The sequence below is a fragment of the Parendozoicomonas callyspongiae genome (assembly GCF_023502345.1).
Taxonomy (GTDB): domain Bacteria; phylum Pseudomonadota; class Gammaproteobacteria; order Pseudomonadales; family Endozoicomonadaceae; genus Sansalvadorimonas; species Sansalvadorimonas callyspongiae.
The window spans coordinates 13,907-30,877 of sequence record NZ_JAMFLX010000025.1 but is presented as its reverse complement, the minus strand read 5'-3'; the positions used below and the strand labels follow the sequence as shown (position 1 = coordinate 30,877).

Below are 16,971 nucleotides of genomic sequence, written 5' to 3'. Positions count from 1 at the left end.
AAACACCACATTCCCACTGCAATACTTCTTTAGTGGTCTACTTTGACTTGGGTTCCTGATGAATTCGGCAGCCGCCATGCGCAACGAAGCTTCTAAGATAAGACAAACTGTAACCCCTGCTCTGATATTTTTACTCCTTGTATCACTACTGGAGAGTCAGGCTCATGCTGGATCGAAAACAAAAGGAGACCGCCGCCCCCCAGAAAAAGCTGGTACTGGTCGCCAGTCACAGATCGTGGAAATGGAGGAAACGGTTGAGGCACAGGGATTTGTACTCCCTGACGGCCCTCTGTATGTACCTCCCACAGTCAAGAAGGCGATAGATAATAGAGACTGGGATAATGCAATAGCAGAAATTACAAGAACAAGTACACTTTACGATGACAAGCTTTCTACTAAAGAAGTAGAGAAACAACAGATTGAAAAACGGCTAGCCGCTGAAAAAATAGCACTGGCGGATCTTGAAAAGATTAAAAAAAGCAGAGAAGACAAAATTGACCAACAGAAAAATGATGAGCTTGAGAGCATTGCAGCTGAAGAAAGAAAGACCCAAGCGCTTTTCGCTCAAATAAAGGATCAAGTTGCAGAAATCACCAAAAAGAAACGGCAGCAACAACTGGCTAAAATTGAAGAAAAAGAAAAAAATACAAGAGATGAAATTGCACGTTTAAAAGTTCTGCAGGACGGAAATGAAAGACTCCATTCCATGCTTAAAAAGCATGTCAGCGATGAACACTGGCGGCTTATTGTAGCGATGTGTCAAGCGCATAAGCGTGATGAACATGAGCTAATACAACTCAGAGACACACTTAAAGCATCAGCAGAAGATGAGAAGATTCTGAAAGCAGATTTAGAACAGGCTCAAAGAGATCATGATGAGGCAGTGAACGCTCACAGTAGACTTGATACAACCTACGCTGATAAAAAAACCAAACGATCAGAGAAAATTAGGGAAAATATTAAATCACATAACACGCAGAAAACGAATGAAGAACTGACACTTCGAACGCTTGATAAAACTCTTGCTAGAGAGCGAGAACAGGAGAAGATCAAGCTTGATAAAACAATCCAGAATGCACGATTAGTTCTTACTAAGAAACCTAAGGTTGACGAGCGGGGACAAACAGCAACAGAGAGACTTAACAGTCAAATCATTGAGCGAGAAAACATCCTTGCATCAAATATTCAGAAAGTTGTTTCTGAAGCAAGCCTTGAGCCTGAAGGTGACGAGATAGTTGCTGATATGAAGGCTCTCACACAAAGGGTTACTATACGCCCTTTTTGTTGCTTACCTCGTTTCATGAACTGCTGCTGCAAGAAATTCAGTCCTTGGTTGAAGCAGGAAATTCAGATCAAAGGCAAAGTTCAGACAGTAAACTCTTATGTTCCATTAAACCATGGTCAATGGAAGTCTGGATATGTCATATCAGAGGGGCAAACGATCATTACTGAACAAGGCATACGATACGAAGTTTATATTATTCAGAAAAACGCAGCTAAAACCGGAGCACCCCACTTATTTGAAGGTGCAAGGTTCGAAATTTATGCTGTGCCCTGGGCGGAAACTATAGATTTTGAGAAAACGAAAGAGAGAGACAATACAGTAATTTGTTCGAAACATGGACTTCTGAGCATCCATATGGATTCTGGCAAGCCCATAAATGAAACCAGTCGCAGCCACAAAGTTACTTTCACCCCTCTTCTCAGTTCAGAGTTTGATGAAATAAAATACGACTTAATTGCACCTGGCAAGGTACCCTCAGGAAGCTCTACCCGTCTTCCAACTTTGGTAAATCCACCGGGAATGAAAGCACTGAAAGCAGATGGCTACCTTCCATTTTTTAACATGTCAACATTCGCTCATATAGCTAAAAGATATCTGGATGCACGTGCTAATAATAAAGTTTCAAATCTCGTTAATGACTGGAGCAATGCCCGAAAACAACTTGAGCTGGTGGACAGCAACATTAGACTCCATTTCGTTAGTTGGATTAGAAAAGAAGGGAAAGAGTATTATTACCAAGAACACCGACAGTCACGCTGGATACCTGTGAATGCACGTGCTTCATACTTCTCAACCGGAATCACTTTTACCAACTCGACTTCAGCAACAGGCAGATAACTGCCCTGCCGATGGCACACTCCCGGATTTCAAATACACTCACTTAGTTGATTTGAGTCCGGGAGAATACCCATGACAAACCCTTCTGAGCAGTCTCAGGCAGCAAGCCTGATGAGTGGATATACCCAGAACGTTATGAGCTTTATCAGGGAGAATTGTGATGGCTGGCTATCACCCCGCCCGCCTTGGAAAACAGTTTACTTACAAACATCTACATAAATCCCCTGCCACTGTTCTTTGTTTTTCACAACCTTTGGTGGCATTATCGCTGAGCCCGAGAAACACCAATGACATTAGGTAAGAGACGTACCATGCCCGCCTGGAGTTACCTGAGAAAACTGTTATTTTTACCCATCGCCCTGCTATTAAGCACGCTCAGTTTTGCTGCCGACAACTGGAATGACACCCTGAAGCAGGCCAGGGGACAAACCGTTTACTTCAACGCCTGGGGAGGCAGTGAAGAAGTTAACGATTACCTGAACTGGGCTGCCAGAGAGCTGAAATCCCGTTACGGAATCAAACTGCAGCATGTCAAAGTTGATGATATTTCAACGGTTGTCAGCCGAATTCTGACAGAAAAAAGTGCAGGCCGCTCGGACTCCGGCTCCGTCGATATGATGTGGATTAATGGCGAGAACTTTAAATCCATGAAGCAGCATGGCCTGCTCTATGGGCCGTTTGTCGAACAGCTGCCCAGCTGGAAGTATGTCGATACCAAGGGCAAGCCAACAACACTGGTTGACTTTACCGAACCAGTCGAAGGACTGGAAGCGCCCTGGGGAATGGCACAACTGGTGTTTATGCACGACACCTCTATTGTTCCCAAGCCACCTAAAAGCATGAAGGAGCTGTTTGCCTTCAGTCAGAAAAATCCCGGGCTGTTTACCTACCCTGCTCCGCCTGACTTTGTAGGTACTACCTTCCTGAAACAGGCGGTTATGGAACTGACCGAACACCCTGAACTGCTGCAAAAGCCGGTAACGGATGGGGCATTTGATAAAGTAACCAAACCTCTATGGGCTTATCTTGATCAGCTGCACCCACTCCTGTGGCGTAAGGGACGAACCTTCCCAACCAGTTCAACTTCAATGCTGCCGCTGCTGGATGATGGTGAGATTGGTTTCTCCCTGACCTTTAATCCCAATGCTGCCAGCACTGCCATTAATAACGGCCTGATTCCTGAGACTGTCCGCACTTATGTGCATGACAAGGGCACGATTGCCAACTCACACTTTCTGGCGATCCCCTTCAACTCTTCCTCTAAAGCAGGGGCACAGGTTGCCATTAACTTCCTGATGTCTCCTGAAGCCCAGATCCGCAAAGCCAATCCGCAGGTCTGGGGCGACCCGACTGTTCTGGCTCCTGCCCTGGTCAGCAAAAACGATCAGAAGAAGTTTGCCGAACTGCCTTTGGGCGTCGCCACTCTTCGCCCTGAAGAACTGGGAACTGCACTTCCCGAACCCCATAGTTCCTGGGTAAATGCTCTGGAACAGGCCTGGCAGCGCAGGTACCGTTAACGACCTATGCTGCCATCTTCTCAAACGTGGGCACGCCTGTTGTCCACGGTTTTCCCCTTTATTACGCTGATTGGAACAATCGGCGTTTTTCTGCCTGCCTTCGGCTGGTTTCCAGCCCTGGGCTTTCAGTCATTTTCTTTGGAACCATGGCACACCCTGCTGAGCACTCCGGCTCTGGGGACAATGGTTGCCAAAACACTTTTCACAGGTATTGCTGCCACCGTTATCGCTTTGCTTCTGGCTTTGATATTTGTAGTGACCTGCTGGAATACCCGGTTATGGAAAGCCACTGAAAGGACACTGGCTCCTTTGTTGGCCATTCCCCACTCGGCTCTGGCTATTGGTGTTCTGTTTCTTCTGTCTCCCAGTGGTTTTGTTTCACGGCTTCTTTCCGGGCCTATGGAGTGGAACAGACCTCCGGATATTCTTACAGTCAATGACCCTTATGGCTTCAGTCTGATCCTGACACTGATTTTAAAAGAAGCTCCTTATCTGGTGCTTGTTCTGATTGCAGCTGTTAGACAGTCACCCGTGACAAGACTACTCACTGTTGGCCGCTCCCTTGGCTATACACCGCTGCAGTGCTGGCTAAAACTTGTATGGCTTCAGTTGTATCCCAAAATCCGGTTATCAATTTTTATTGTGCTGGCGTTTTCCCTGTCCGTGATTGATGTTTCGCTGATAATCGGACCAGCTTTGCCCCCTCTTCTGCCAGTCCAGATCCTGCAATGGCTACAGTCACCGAATATCGAGATGCATTTGCCTGCTGCTGCAGCTTCGGTTCTCCTTCTTGGACTCGTACTGTTTGCAGCCGTGTTATGGATGGCAACAGAGTTTGTCATTAAAAAAGCTTTCAAGTCCTGGCTGACAGCCGGTTACCGGGGCAACTCAAAAGCATTAATGGTCAACAGTGGCCGTTCCCTGTGGCTGTTTACTCTGTTTACCGCTGTAGCCAGTCTTCTGTTTGTTGTGGTCTGGTCATTTGCGTGGCGCTGGCGCTATCCAGATATCCTTCCATCTGTCTGGTCTCTGAAGGTCTGGGGACGCTACTTTCCGCGGGTGATTGACCCGCTTTTCACAACCTTGAGCCTCGCTACAGCGAGTACTGTATTTGGGCTTGCTCTCAGTATCTTTTTTCTGGAAGCACTGCCACAAACCAGAAATATTCGGAAGAATCTGGTCACCTCATCATTCTACTTACCGCTGCTGCTACCACAGATGACGTTTCTGCTTGGTATCCACACAGTACTGCTAACCCTGCGCCTTGATGGTTTATGGATAACCGTGATGCTGAGCCATCTGCTGTTTGTGTTTCCTTACTGCTATCTCAATCTGGCCGGTTTCTGGAGACAGTACGACCAGCGTTATACCCAGGCCGGACTGCTGTTATCAGGATCAAGAGTGAAAACCTTTATCCGGGTCAAACTCCCCATACTGCTGCCATCACTGCTGACAACATTGGCACTGGGTATTGCGGTCAGCACCGCACTGTACCTGCCAACAGTCATGATGGGCGCAGGCCGCCTGGAGACACTGACCACTGAAGCTGTTGCCCTTTCTTCCGGTGGCAACCGTCGTGTACTGGCTCTATATGCAGTGATGCAGCAGCTGCTCCCGGTTTTCTTTTTTGCTACAGCCCTGCTTCTGCCTCGCTGGCTGTTTCGTCATCGCAAGGATATGCTGAGATGAGTCTTGAGCTGATCGATATCAACCTGTCCATTGAAGGACGTACCCTTCTGCACGACTTCTCCCTGACCGTTGCCAATGGTGAAACCGTCTCGATTATGGGCCCCAGCGGCTGCGGTAAGTCTTCACTGCTGGGTTATCTCTGTGGCTCTCTGGCTCCAGGTTTTAAAGCCAGTGGAGAGATTTATGTTCGAGCAGAAAATGTCACGCATCTACCCATGGAAAAGCGTCATATTGGTCTGCTGTTTCAGGATGATCTGTTGTTTCCCCATATGTCTGTGGGCGAAAACCTGGCTTTTGCCCTGCCACGGGGGCTGAGTAGAAAAATACGACAGGAACGGATTAGTCAGGCACTGGAATCAGCAGGTCTGCCAGACTTCCATAACGCTGACCCTGCCAGTCTGTCCGGCGGACAGCGTTCACGTATCAGCCTGATGCGCACTCTCCTTGCCGAACCTCGCGCACTCTTGCTTGATGAACCGTTTTCCCGGCTAGATGCCGACCTGCGCCAGCGTTTCCGCAGTTTTGTTTTTGAGACGATTCGCGAACAGAATATCCCCGCTCTTCTGGTCACCCATGATATGCAGGACTGCAACGGCCGGATTATCACCCTTGCTGACACTCATGCTAAAACAGGAGTCGCCCATGCTTGACCGCTGGACCCATGCCTGGGTGCAAAACCCTCTGAAGCTGACTGCCCAAAATCTGCCCGACTCCATCACTCCAGATAAGCTGACTTTTACCGGTTTTCTTATTGGTCTGCTGTCAGTACCATTTCTGGTGCTGGAATGGTATATCCCTGTCCTGATCGCTGTTTTGCTGAACCGGATTATAGACGGGCTCGATGGTGCTCTGGCCCGACACAGGGGCACAACAGATGCGGGTGGGTTTCTCGATATTACCCTGGACTTTGTCTTCTACTCTGCGGTGATCTTTGGCTTCGCCCTGGCCAATCCTGAACAGAATGCTCTGGCAGCCGCCTTCCTGCTTTTCAGCTTTATGGGAACCGGAAGCAGCTTTCTGGCCTTCGCTATCATGGCCGAGAAGCACCAGATAGACCGGATTCAGTTTGAGAGCAAATCCCTTCACTATATGGGGGGCATTGCAGAAGGGACGGAAACCCTGCTGTTTTATGTTGCTATCTGCCTCTGGCCGAATCTGTTTCCGGAACTGGCCTGGTTCTTTGGGACACTCTGTTTTGTGACCACTGCAACAAGAATCTATGGGGGTTATCAGACTTTATCCAGGCTGATTTCCAAGTGATCAACCAAAGTATTTTTTGAGAAACAGTAATAAACAACACAGTTACAAAAAAATCACTGGAGCCACCGGTTCTTATGCTTTTATTACCCTCTGATTCTTAAGACTTTGAGGGTAACTGTGTTGACTGGATCAAAAACTGCTCTGCTATTGTGCCTTCCGGTTATTCTGTCTCTATCATGCCGAAATGCCTCGGCGGCTCTTGATGATCTGTTACAGTGCTCCAGAGATCTCATTTATCAGCGCAAGGGCGGCAGTGAGTTAATCACGCTGGTTGCAGACCTGATCAACACCTCCCTCAACCCATCACTAAGCTGTACTAAAGGGACTCCTGAAGCTCTTTGCAGACAACTGAAGAATAATTATCAAGGTACCCCATCCCAGTCGATCCCTTTTTATCTTTCTCAAATAGACCGTACTCCTGCTACAAAGGACATAAAGAATCTTCTAACTGGCTTCGCCAACCCAACTTATAACTGCAGATCTATTGGTTTTTACTTTGGTGCTCAGATCGTTCTAGTTGGTGGAACCGGATCATTTGATCTTGCATTATGTCGAAGCACGCTGGGTAACAGGTGGCTGGAACTGCGCCCATCTGGAGAAGTCACGATTGGGCCAGGGTTCGCGGCAGGAGGGGGGGCGATGATTGGCTGGGATTCACAGGCGAAGTACACTACCTCTCCTTTTTCAATCACCCCCCGTGCTTCCCTTGATCTGAGCAACATTGCTGCCATTCGGATTGCCAGCCGTGGCCAGCTTATTCCAAACGCGATAGGCATTGGAGCAGAAATGGGTGCAAAGTATGCTGTTTCAGGCGGCCTTCAATTCAATATTACTGCTCTGCCATTTGGGACAGATTACACCTATCTCAGAACAATTCTTTCTGGGACAGAATAGGTTTTGATATGTGAGTGGCGTCAAAATAAAAAATCGGGAATCATACTGGGATTTATGGGATACTAATCGTTTCTTTTCGCGATTCATCAAATGCAGTTCCAGAACCATCCTGTCGCCCAGACATTGCACAGCTTTCAGAGCAAGTTTCTGAAACAGTATCAGGAACGTCATCACTCTCTGCCAGAGATTGAACACGACCAAGAATGGTGCTCGCCCTGTGAGCAGTTCGAGGCAGATAATGGAGCCCTGGTAACATGGAAACCGACTCCATGCTCTGACGATCTGGCTTTTGACAATATGGAGCATGCTCTTGGATTTGAGCTGCACCTGGATATCAAAGCCTTTTACGCCAGCTTTTATAGCGGCAACCTGTCAGCAAAAACAGTTGATGGTGAACTCGAACTGCTGCAGGTCTGGAACCAGGATGATTTCACCCGTCTACAGGAAAACCTGCTGGGCCATATCATGATGAAGCAGAAGAAAAAACAGGCTGTCACACTGTTTCTTGCCGTAACCGATCATGACGATATCATTATTTCCATGCAAAATGACACCGGTGAGATCTGGGCAGAAAGTGTCGGCAAAGAGCCACACAAGTTTCTTGCACAAGACCTTGCGTCGTTTATTGATCAGCTGACACCTGTTGTAAATTAAGGTTTTACTCACCATTTACCTGCAAGAAGTTGCATATATCAATCAAATGCAAATCATTTGGTGCTATAACTCTTCACCCATATCAGAACATATCGCTTGTTTCCCGCTCATGGATGTTTTGTGCCTGACAACACAACCCACTACCCGCAGTCGGTTTAGCCGACACTGTCGATAAGGGAAAAGTATTGTGACTATTAATGTATTTCACTTAGGCATTACCGACGAAGATCTGAAAGGTGCTGAGCTGGCCATCGTTCCCGGCGACCCTGCGCGGGTCGAGCGAATTGCCCGCCTGATGGACAACCCGGTTCACCTGCATAGTGTGCGTGAATACACAACCTGGCGCGCAGAGATTGCTGGCAAGCCAGTTATTGTGTGCTCAACCGGTATTGGTGGCCCATCCACGTCTATCGCGGTTGAAGAGCTGTCCCAGCTGGGTATTCGCACGTTCCTGCGCGTTGGTACGACCGGTTCTATCCAGAAAGACATCCCTGCCGGCGATATGATTGTGACCAACGGCTCTGTTCGCCTTGACGGTGCCAGCACCCATTTTGCTCCGCTGGAGTTTCCGGCTGTTGCCAATTTTGAATGTACACAGGCACTGGTTGAGTCTGTACGTGCAGCAGAGATGCCCTGCCATATCGGTATCACTGCATCTTCTGATACTTTCTACCCAGGTCAGGAACGCTATGACACCCGCACCGGCCATGTGATCCGCCAGTTCCGTGGTTCCATGGAAGAGTGGCAGAGCCTGGGCGTTCTGAACTATGAAATGGAATCCGCCACCCTGCTGACCATGTGTGCCGCACTGGGTCTGCGTGCCGGTTGTGTGGCTGCGGTTATCGTAAACCGCACCAGTCAGGAAATCCCTGATGAATCAAAAATCGCAGCCTGTGAAGCGACAGCTATCAAGGTAGTTGTGGATGCTGCTGCCCGTCTGCTGAAGTAAGTAACTCACTTCTCAAGTTCTCAGATACGTCCACGAAATTGGGCGTATCTGCTCTCCCCCTTCTTACCCAGTTCTGGTTTACCACCTGCAAGTCATGTTCTATTTTCCTTGGCATGGAGATCATGACTACACAACCATTCTGGTATTTCAATATCCTTGGTACTCACCCAGAGCATCAGTGCTGTGGCCTGGCTACAGCTCTCATTAACTACAGTGCAACCTTCATGGATAAGGAAAAGCAACCTGCTGTTTTGGATACCACAGACGAGGAAAATATTCGCTTTTACCAAAAACCAGGATTCTCCAGCTTAGGTACAGCTCAATCAGGAGATAGCCCGGTGAGCCATCTTGTGATTCGTCAACCTGCCCCTTCCAGACAGCATAATCACGCCACATAAGCCGAGCCCGGCTACACCTGTGAGGTAATAGCCCGGAATTGACAGATCCCCCGTTTGACCCACAAGAAACATAATCAAAGGAGGAGAAAGGCCACCAAATATCGTCATTCCCAGGTTGTATGAAAGACCCACCCCGGTGTAGCGGAACCTTGCAGGAAACAAACCACCCAAAAGAACCGGGATCACACCCGTGAACAGTGCCCCCATCAGGCTGGCTGGTATAGCCACCAGCCAGATACTGCCCCCTGACACCCACAAATGAAACATTGGAACAGAGACAGCTCCCAGAGCCATTCCCAGTATCAGCAGCAAATGATTTCTGGATACATGTTCACACAACCAGCCGCCCAACAGGCAGGCCGGACTGGCTGCAACCGACGCCACGGCAATGGCAAAACTGACTTCAGAAGAGGGATAACCCAGCATACGTATGTAATAGCCAGGTCCAAATATCAGAAGTACCGTTGCCACGGCTCCAGCCATAGCCATAACCATTACTCCAGCAACCAGAGACTTTCCCCGACTGGAAACAAGCTCAACCAGAGGAATCTGCGTTCTCTTCTGACCTTCAAACAAAGCCTGAAAAACCGGCGATTCCCGGAAACGGCGACGAATGTAATAGCTGACAATTCCCAGACTGCCTCCCAGCGCAAAAGCAAGCCGCCAGCCCCACTCGGCAACCTGTTGCTGTCCGAGCATCACCAGTAGCAGGTTATGCACCATTGATGCTCCAGCTACACCCAGCATCAAAGCCATAAACAGGGCTCCACCAGCCAGCCCGGGATGTTTCTGGGTTTCCCGAAGGTAAGTTATGGCGCCGGGTACTTCCCCGCCGAGTGAAAACCCCTGTACCAGGCGAAGAATGGTCAGCATCACCGGCGCAAGCACACCCAGCTGGCTATACCCGGGCAAAACTGAAATCGTCAGGGTGCTGGCTGCCATCATAAGAACACTGAGGGCAAATGTCCGCTTGCGCCCATAGCGATCGCCAATATGCCCGAACACAGCGCCTCCCAAAGGACGAGCCAGATAGCCAACAGAGAATGTTGAAAACGTCAGAAGAAGGGATACTGCCTGATCACCGGCTGGAAAAAAGTGATCCGCCAGATAGCCTGCCATCATGGCATAAATAATAAAATCGTAGAGTTCAAGGAAACCGCCAAGGGAAACAATCGCTACCACTTTAGAGGGTGAAAGATGATTTTGACCAGCCATAATACCTCCACTTCCTGAGGCAAACAGCATAGATAATTTTCACCAGACGACACATTAATTGAGTTACGACTTCGACTTTGCACGAACCAGCGTCAACTGCGATAGTTGCAGCCGTTAGTTATGTAAACCGTTATAATGCCTGCATTCCTCAATGAACTTACAAATTCTGGTTCTTCTATGAAAATCTGCAGTATTGATATTCAAGGCAGTGAAGCCATGCTATGCCTGCTGTCCATGGACAGCGGTCTGTTCAATGTTCACGATTGCCGCCAGATCCGCATTCCTCTTCAGCACGACAATGATGCTGAAAAAATGCGTAAATTCCAGTTCACCATCAGTAAGCTGCTGGAAGACTACCAGATCAACAATGTCGTAATCCGCGAGCGACTCAAGAAAGGCAAGTTTGCCGGAAGTGCCGTTGGCTTTAAAATTGAAGCAGCTATTCAGCTGATTGAATCCGCTAATGTTGAGATTCTGTCTTCTCAGGAAATCAAGGAACAGCTGAAGAAAAACCCGCTTCCCATTGATGCCCGCGAAGCTGGCCTGAAGAAATTCCAGGAAGCAGCTTTTCAGACTGGCTATGCCTGGCTGAATAAGAAAGCTTTCAGCAAAGCTGACTGATAAAGACAACTGGCCAGTTTTCACTGGCCAGTTGATATTCTATTTTTTTCTATCGTTTTAAAGGGCGATAAAGCATTAATAGATAACGCCCGCCAAAACTGTTTACCAGTAGCCCCAACATTACCAATCCAATACCCGCAATCTGCAAAGAGCTTAACGATTCACCCAGTACCAGCCATGCTGTCATAACCCCAATAACAGGCACCAGCAATGTGAAGGGAGCTACCGTTCCAGCAGAGTAACGGCTAAGCAACGAAGCCCAGAGACCATATCCAAGTAATGTGGCCGCAAATGCCAGATAGATCAGCGCAGCAATGGATTGAAGCGTTATTCCTGCCAGACTGGTCATGATTAACTCTGGCCCTTCAATCCAGTAAGACATGATTAAAAAGGGAATGGGAGGAATCATTGCTCCCCAGATAATTAACCCAACCAGATTGATTTGCCTAAGCTGGGTAATTTTTCTATTAACAATATTCCCTAAAGCCCAGGATGCTCCTGCTGCCACTGTCAGTAAGAACCCAAATATCGTCATGCCGGACGAGGCTTTATTGAGAGCCAGAATATATAACCCGCACCCAGCAAGCAGGAATGCAGCCAACTGTTCCGGCTTCCACCGCTCCCCAAGAAAAATAAAGGCAAAAATCACCGTAAACAGGGCCTGCACCTGAAGAACCAGAGAAGCCAGCCCGGCGGGCATCCCGACATACATCGCTGAAAACAGCAGTGCAAACTGGCCGAAACTGATAGTAAGGCCGTATGCCAGCAACCATTTCCAGGGAATATCCGGCCGGGGAACAAAAAGAGCAGCAGGAAAGGCAACCAAAGAAAAGCGCAGGGCTCCCATCAGAAGTGGAGGTAATTCCTCAAGCCCATATTTAATCACAACAAAATTCACACCCCAGATGCAAATAATCAGCAGCGCAAGTAGTACATCTTTTCTCTTCACTTAATAACAGCCTTGAAAATTAACATGGGTGAGCGTTCTTTATATGCCAAAACCTGCCAGCTTGGAATATCAGCAAACTCACTTCTTAAATAACACGCTACTAATTCCACTAAAAATGATTACTTCAAACAATTGACGACTAACTTTCATAAAGGGATGATAGGGCTGCTCATAACTTTCTCATCTGGAAACACGCATGTTTCTGATAGGGAAGTTCTGTGTAACCCGGTACTGTCCGGTAGAAAACAAAAATAAAAAACAAGGCTCTCAGTTATGCCAAAAACACACTTTCGAGGCTTGCGACCGTTGACTGCGGCCGTGGCTTTGGCCCTCGGTTCATCCGCTTATGCAATAGAATTCTCTCATGGGGAGATTGAAGGCAGCTTCAATTCACAACTTTCCATTGGTGCCAGCTGGAGTCTTGAAGATGCCAGTACAAAAACCATTGCCGTTGGTAATGGTGGCTCGGGTTACAGTAACTCCAGTGATGATGGCAAGTTGAACTTCAAGAAGGGGGAAACCTTTTCCGAGATTTTCAAAGGTGTCCATGATCTTTCTCTGACTTATAAAAACTACGGCGCATTCGTCCGTGGCAAATATTGGTATGACCACCGCCTGAAGAATGACAATGTCAGGCATGGTCATTTCCCAACAGGTTATCAGCCAACACGTACCAGCAAGAAGCTGGATGATTCTGATTTTGATGATCTGGCAAAGTTTTCCGGCGTAGAACTCCTTGATGCCTACGTTTACGGTGATTTTGAAATTGGCGATATGTTGCTTGATGCCCGTCTGGGTCGTCAGGTTGTCAGCTGGGGGGAAAGTACCTTTATCAGAGGCGGCATTAACGAAGCCAACCCTGTTGATGTCAGCTCATTCCGCAGGCCTGGTGCCGAAATCAAGGAAGGCCTGATGCCTGTCAATATGGCATTCGGCAATATTGCTCTGACTGACAACCTCAGCCTTGAAGCCTTCTATCAGTTTGAATGGAAGAAAACGGTTGTTGATGGTTGCGGAACATTTTTCTCAACCACTGACCTGATCGGCGGGGGTTGTGATTACGCGACTATTGGGGGCAGCAACCCGTCAAACCCTGATTACATTGCCAATGCCAACGCTTCAGCTACCAAGCTACAACGTTTGGCTGATAATGATGCAAAAGATAGCGGTCAATTTGGTATTTCAGCCAGATATTATGCTGCCGAACTCAATGACACTGAGTTTGGTGTTTATTTCATGAACTATCACAGCCGGACTCCAATCCTCAGTGGAATGGTAACACCAGCAGGCAAGCCTGCATTTGCCGGACAGTACTATCTCGACTATCCCGAAAATATTCGCCTGTATGGTCTGAGCTTCTCTACCTCAGTTAATGATTACTCTGTGTCTGGTGAAATTAGCTATCGGCCAAATATGCCGGTACAGATTAACCCTGTAGAACTTTTACTTGGCAGCCTTTATGGTGGCACAGCCCCACATTTGTCGTTAGAAAATGATCGCGTCATTGCAGCCGGCCTTGGCAAGCCTCTTCGCGGATATGACCGTGTTGAAGCTACGCAGGCTCAAGTTACGGTTGCACGATTTATTGAACAGGTATTTGGCGCCAGTCGACTGACACTCTTGGGTGAAGTTGGCTTTTCTCACACTGGAGCACTAGCTTCAACGGATGATCATCGTTATGGAAGATCCTTTGTTTTTGGCCTTGGTGAAAAAGCAAGTTGTCCAGCTGTTTCTGCAAGCGTCTGTACCGTAGATGGATTTGTGACCACTGACTCCTGGGGTTACCGCTTACTGGGCATGCTTGAATACAACAATGTTTTCGCCGGCGTAAACCTGAAGCCCCGGGTTGCTTATGCTCACGATGTAAATGGTTACTCTGCTAACGGAACCTTCCTGGAAGGCCGTCAGGCATTAACTGTTGGCGTTGGCGCAGACTACCTGAGCAAATACAACGCTTCGCTTTCTGTCACAAAGTTCTGGGGTGGAAAATATAACATCACCAAAGACCGTGACTTCGCCTCTTTCAGCCTTGGAGTGAGTTTTTAAGGATGCAGACAATGAAAACAACAATAATAAAACTGTCGCTTGCATTAGCTGTTGCAGGCTCCTTCAGCCTGACAGCCAGTGCCAAGGTCTCCGATGCTGAAGCAGCAAAGCTCGGCAAGGAATTAACCCCCGTTGGTGCGACCCGTGCAGGCAACAAGGATGGTTCCATTCCCGAATGGACTGGCAAACTGATCTCAACTCAGGATGACCAGGGATTTATCAAAGATCCCTACGCCAGTGACAAACCTCTGTTTGTGATCACTGCCCAGAATATGGACAAGTATGCCGACAAGTTGTCTCCCGGTATGCAGGCCATGCTTAAGCAGTATCCAGATACTTATAAGGTGCCTGTTTACCCATCTCACCGCCCGGTCACTTACAGCGACAGCATTTATGGTTATGCCAAAAAGAATGCAATGAAGACGGAGCTGAAAGAAGGCGGCAATGGTCTTTTGAATTTCGACGCCACCATTCCTTTTCCCATTCCCCAGAATGGTCTGGAAGCGGTATGGAATCACCTGACCCGCTACAAGGGCGGAGCCTATGAATCCTACACCATGCAGATGGTGGTTCAGGCTAACGGTAGTTACACACCGGTGAGAATTCATGACTACCAGGCCTGGCCAGAGAGCCTTAAAGGTGGAGTAAATGCTGAGAAGGACGACAATGTTCTGTTCTACTTTATGCGCCGGGCACTCTCCCCTGCCCGTTTGACCGGCAATGTTCTGCTTGTACATGAGACCGTTGACCAGGTTGCAGAGCCCCGCCGGGCTTGGTCTTACAATGCCGGTCAGCGCCGGGTAAGACGTGCTCCCACCGTTGCTTATGATGGACCGGGATTTGCGGCTGAAGGCACCCGCACATCCGATAACGTAGATATCTTTAACGGTTCCCCAAGCCGCTACAACTGGAAGCTGGTTGGCAAGAAGGAAATGATTGTTCCTTACAATGCCTATCGCCTGACCTCCCGTGAACTGTCTTATGATGACATCATCAAAAAAGGCCATATCAACCAGGATGCTGCTCGCTATGAAATGCACCGGGTCTGGGTTGTAGAAGCCACCCTGAAAGAAGATGCCCGCCATGTCTACGGCAAGCGGGTGCTCTACCTCGATGAAGACTCATGGCAAGCAGTGCTGGCTGACAACTATGACGGTCGTGGTCAGCTGTGGCGTGTTGCCGAAGGTCACCACACCTTCGTCAGCGGCCCCCAGGCAACCAGCTTTGCCACCGAGGTTCTCTACGACCTTCAGTCTCGCCGCTATATTGCGATGATGCTGGTTAATGAGGAAGCCAAGCCTTACAACTACGGCATTGAGCTGGATCGCAAGACATTTACCCCCGCAGCCCTGAGAAGGGCCGGTAAATAATCTGCCTTTTGGGAGTGGCATCAGCCACTCCCACCTTTTTGATCGCCCCATCAAGAACATCCTGCCTTCACCGATAGCTTTTGCATGGAAGCTTAAAAAAGTGATCGGGATGACTTACCGCTTCAATACCAACACCTTATTAGCGGCTTCAACGCTGATTTTCTCCCAGAGTCTGTTTGCTGAGACTGTTAGCTTTATTGCCCTTGGCGATTTTGGTACTGGTGATAACCGGCAGAAAACTGTTGCCCGGGCTATGGAGCAGGTTTGCAAAGAGAAGGCGTGTGATTTCGTTATAGGATTGGGGGACAATGTTTATGATAAAGGTGTTACCCGCCTTGATGATCCATTCTTCCAGACCCACTATGAGCAGCCTTACGCTGGTCTGAATATTCCATTCTTTATGACCCTGGGAAATCATGATATCTCCCTGGCCCGCTATCCCGAGGGTGAAACTGTTCCCAAGGGGGATATCCAGGTTCAGTACCACTACCAGGAAAACCGCACCAGTAATAAATGGCGCATGCCTGCCCGTTATTACACCTTTTCAGCACCATTGGATAGTAACCAGCAGAACAACAGGGATGTCGACTTTCTAGCTCTCGATGCCACACCGATTGCTGCTGACCAGGAAGAAGCATCTGCCTTTTATGCCGCCAAAGATTTTGCCCAGCAACAGTCAACCTGGCTGGCCAATACCATGCCTGATCTGAACGCACGCTGGCGGGTTGCTTTCAGCCATTACCCTTATATATCCAACGGGCGGCACGGCAATGCCGGCAGTTATGACAATAACCCGCAGCAGGGTCAGCTTTGGAAAGAGCTGATTGAAGAACACTTGTGTGGAAAGGTTCACCTGCTGGTATCTGGTCATGATCACTCCCTGCAGCTGCTTGATCCTGTAGAAGGCTGTGGTGAGACCATCCACATTATTTCCGGGGCCGGTGGCAAGTATGACAAGACAATGACCGCCCCTAAGCGTAATTTTGCCAGCTGGCAACAGGCCGGTACTCTGGGTTTTTTCTGGATTCAAATGACAGATGAAAGAGTTGTTATTGAAGCCTGGACAGTATCCGAACAACAGCCTGCAGAGTTACAGTACCTGAAATCTATCGATTACTTTTCACTCAAATCATAATCATCCTGACAAAAGTCGGCTGCAGGGCATGCCAACACTACATATCAATAAAAGTTATATATAAATAACTTATTATTACTTTCAACAAAAACCAAAAACATCTACTGTCGACACCAAGCTTACCAGCGTTGCAGTAAAAGCTTGTTGTTTCT

General features: G+C 48.3%; 16 protein-coding genes. 14 read left to right on the top strand and 2 right to left on the bottom strand.

Going from position 1 to position 16,971, the window contains the following annotated elements:
- The first annotated feature begins 76 nt into the window (after positions 1-76).
- The 10 genes from M3P05_RS16045 (at position 77) to M3P05_RS21285 (ending at position 9,483) form a co-directional block, all read left to right on the top strand.
- The gene (locus M3P05_RS16045) at positions 77-2,122 is read left to right on the top strand and encodes a coiled-coil domain-containing protein (protein WP_249701044.1); all 2,046 of its coding nucleotides are present in this window, start codon (positions 77-79) and stop codon (positions 2,120-2,122) included.
- 72 nt (positions 2,123-2,194) lie between these two features.
- A complete protein-coding gene (locus M3P05_RS16040; protein ID WP_249701042.1) occupies positions 2,195-2,341 on the top strand; it encodes a hypothetical protein in 147 nt (48 codons plus the stop codon).
- A gap of 68 nt (positions 2,342-2,409) precedes the next feature.
- Positions 2,410-3,639: an ABC transporter substrate-binding protein gene (locus M3P05_RS16035; protein WP_249701041.1), complete on the top strand. Its 1,230-nt coding sequence runs from the start codon at positions 2,410-2,412 to the stop codon at positions 3,637-3,639.
- 39 nt (positions 3,640-3,678) lie between these two features.
- On the top strand, positions 3,679-5,328 hold the full coding sequence (locus M3P05_RS16030; RefSeq protein WP_249701039.1) for an ABC transporter permease: 1,650 nt from the start codon (positions 3,679-3,681) through the stop codon (positions 5,326-5,328).
- The gene (locus tag M3P05_RS16025; protein ID WP_249701037.1) at positions 5,325-5,978 is read left to right on the top strand and encodes an ATP-binding cassette domain-containing protein; all 654 of its coding nucleotides are present in this window, start codon (positions 5,325-5,327) and stop codon (positions 5,976-5,978) included. The genes M3P05_RS16030 and M3P05_RS16025 overlap by 4 nt, the downstream gene beginning before the upstream one ends.
- Positions 5,971-6,588: a CDP-alcohol phosphatidyltransferase family protein gene (locus M3P05_RS16020; protein WP_249701036.1), complete on the top strand. Its 618-nt coding sequence runs from the start codon at positions 5,971-5,973 to the stop codon at positions 6,586-6,588. The genes M3P05_RS16025 and M3P05_RS16020 overlap by 8 nt, the downstream gene beginning before the upstream one ends.
- 120 nt (positions 6,589-6,708) lie before the next feature.
- Positions 6,709-7,482: a hypothetical protein gene (locus M3P05_RS16015; protein WP_249701035.1), complete on the top strand. Its 774-nt coding sequence runs from the start codon at positions 6,709-6,711 to the stop codon at positions 7,480-7,482.
- A gap of 90 nt (positions 7,483-7,572) precedes the next feature.
- Positions 7,573-8,136: a SecY-interacting protein gene (gene syd / locus M3P05_RS16010; RefSeq protein WP_249701034.1), complete on the top strand. Its 564-nt coding sequence runs from the start codon at positions 7,573-7,575 to the stop codon at positions 8,134-8,136.
- A gap of 187 nt (positions 8,137-8,323) precedes the next feature.
- Complete coding sequence (gene udp, locus M3P05_RS16005; protein ID WP_408635926.1) at positions 8,324-9,085, top strand: uridine phosphorylase; 762 nt, start codon at positions 8,324-8,326, stop codon at positions 9,083-9,085.
- Between the two features lie 113 nt (positions 9,086-9,198).
- Positions 9,199-9,483 carry a GNAT family N-acetyltransferase gene (locus M3P05_RS21285; protein WP_408635928.1) on the top strand — a complete coding sequence of 95 codons (285 nt, stop codon included), beginning with the start codon at positions 9,199-9,201 and terminating at the stop codon, positions 9,481-9,483.
- Here the strand turns inward: M3P05_RS21285 and M3P05_RS16000 are convergent.
- Entirely contained in the window at positions 9,409-10,698 is a 1,290-nt protein-coding gene (locus M3P05_RS16000) for an MFS transporter (protein WP_249701033.1), read from the bottom strand. The genes M3P05_RS21285 and M3P05_RS16000 overlap by 75 nt on opposite strands.
- A gap of 177 nt (positions 10,699-10,875) precedes the next feature.
- Between M3P05_RS16000 and M3P05_RS15995 the strand changes: the two genes are divergently transcribed.
- Positions 10,876-11,319, top strand: a complete 444-nt coding sequence (locus tag M3P05_RS15995; RefSeq protein WP_249701031.1) for a DUF3010 family protein — start codon at positions 10,876-10,878, stop codon at positions 11,317-11,319.
- Between the two features lie 49 nt (positions 11,320-11,368).
- Here the strand turns inward: M3P05_RS15995 and M3P05_RS15990 are convergent, their stop codons facing one another.
- A complete protein-coding gene (locus M3P05_RS15990) occupies positions 11,369-12,268 on the bottom strand; it encodes an EamA family transporter (RefSeq protein ID WP_249701030.1) in 900 nt (299 codons plus the stop codon).
- Between the two features lie 273 nt (positions 12,269-12,541).
- Here M3P05_RS15990 and M3P05_RS15985 point away from each other — a divergent pair, with 273 nt between their 5' ends.
- The 3 genes from M3P05_RS15985 to M3P05_RS15975 all read left to right on the top strand — a co-directional run bounded on the left by M3P05_RS15985 (position 12,542) and on the right by M3P05_RS15975 (position 16,819).
- Positions 12,542-14,314, top strand: a complete 1,773-nt coding sequence (locus tag M3P05_RS15985) for a DUF1302 domain-containing protein (RefSeq protein ID WP_249701029.1) — start codon at positions 12,542-12,544, stop codon at positions 14,312-14,314.
- Between the two features lie 11 nt (positions 14,315-14,325).
- Positions 14,326-15,684 carry a DUF1329 domain-containing protein gene (locus M3P05_RS15980; RefSeq protein WP_249701028.1) on the top strand — a complete coding sequence of 453 codons (1,359 nt, stop codon included), beginning with the start codon at positions 14,326-14,328 and terminating at the stop codon, positions 15,682-15,684.
- Positions 15,685-15,793: 109 nt separating this feature from the next.
- The gene (locus tag M3P05_RS15975) at positions 15,794-16,819 is read left to right on the top strand and encodes a metallophosphoesterase (protein WP_249701027.1); all 1,026 of its coding nucleotides are present in this window, start codon (positions 15,794-15,796) and stop codon (positions 16,817-16,819) included.
- The last annotated feature ends 152 nt before the right edge of the window (positions 16,820-16,971 follow it).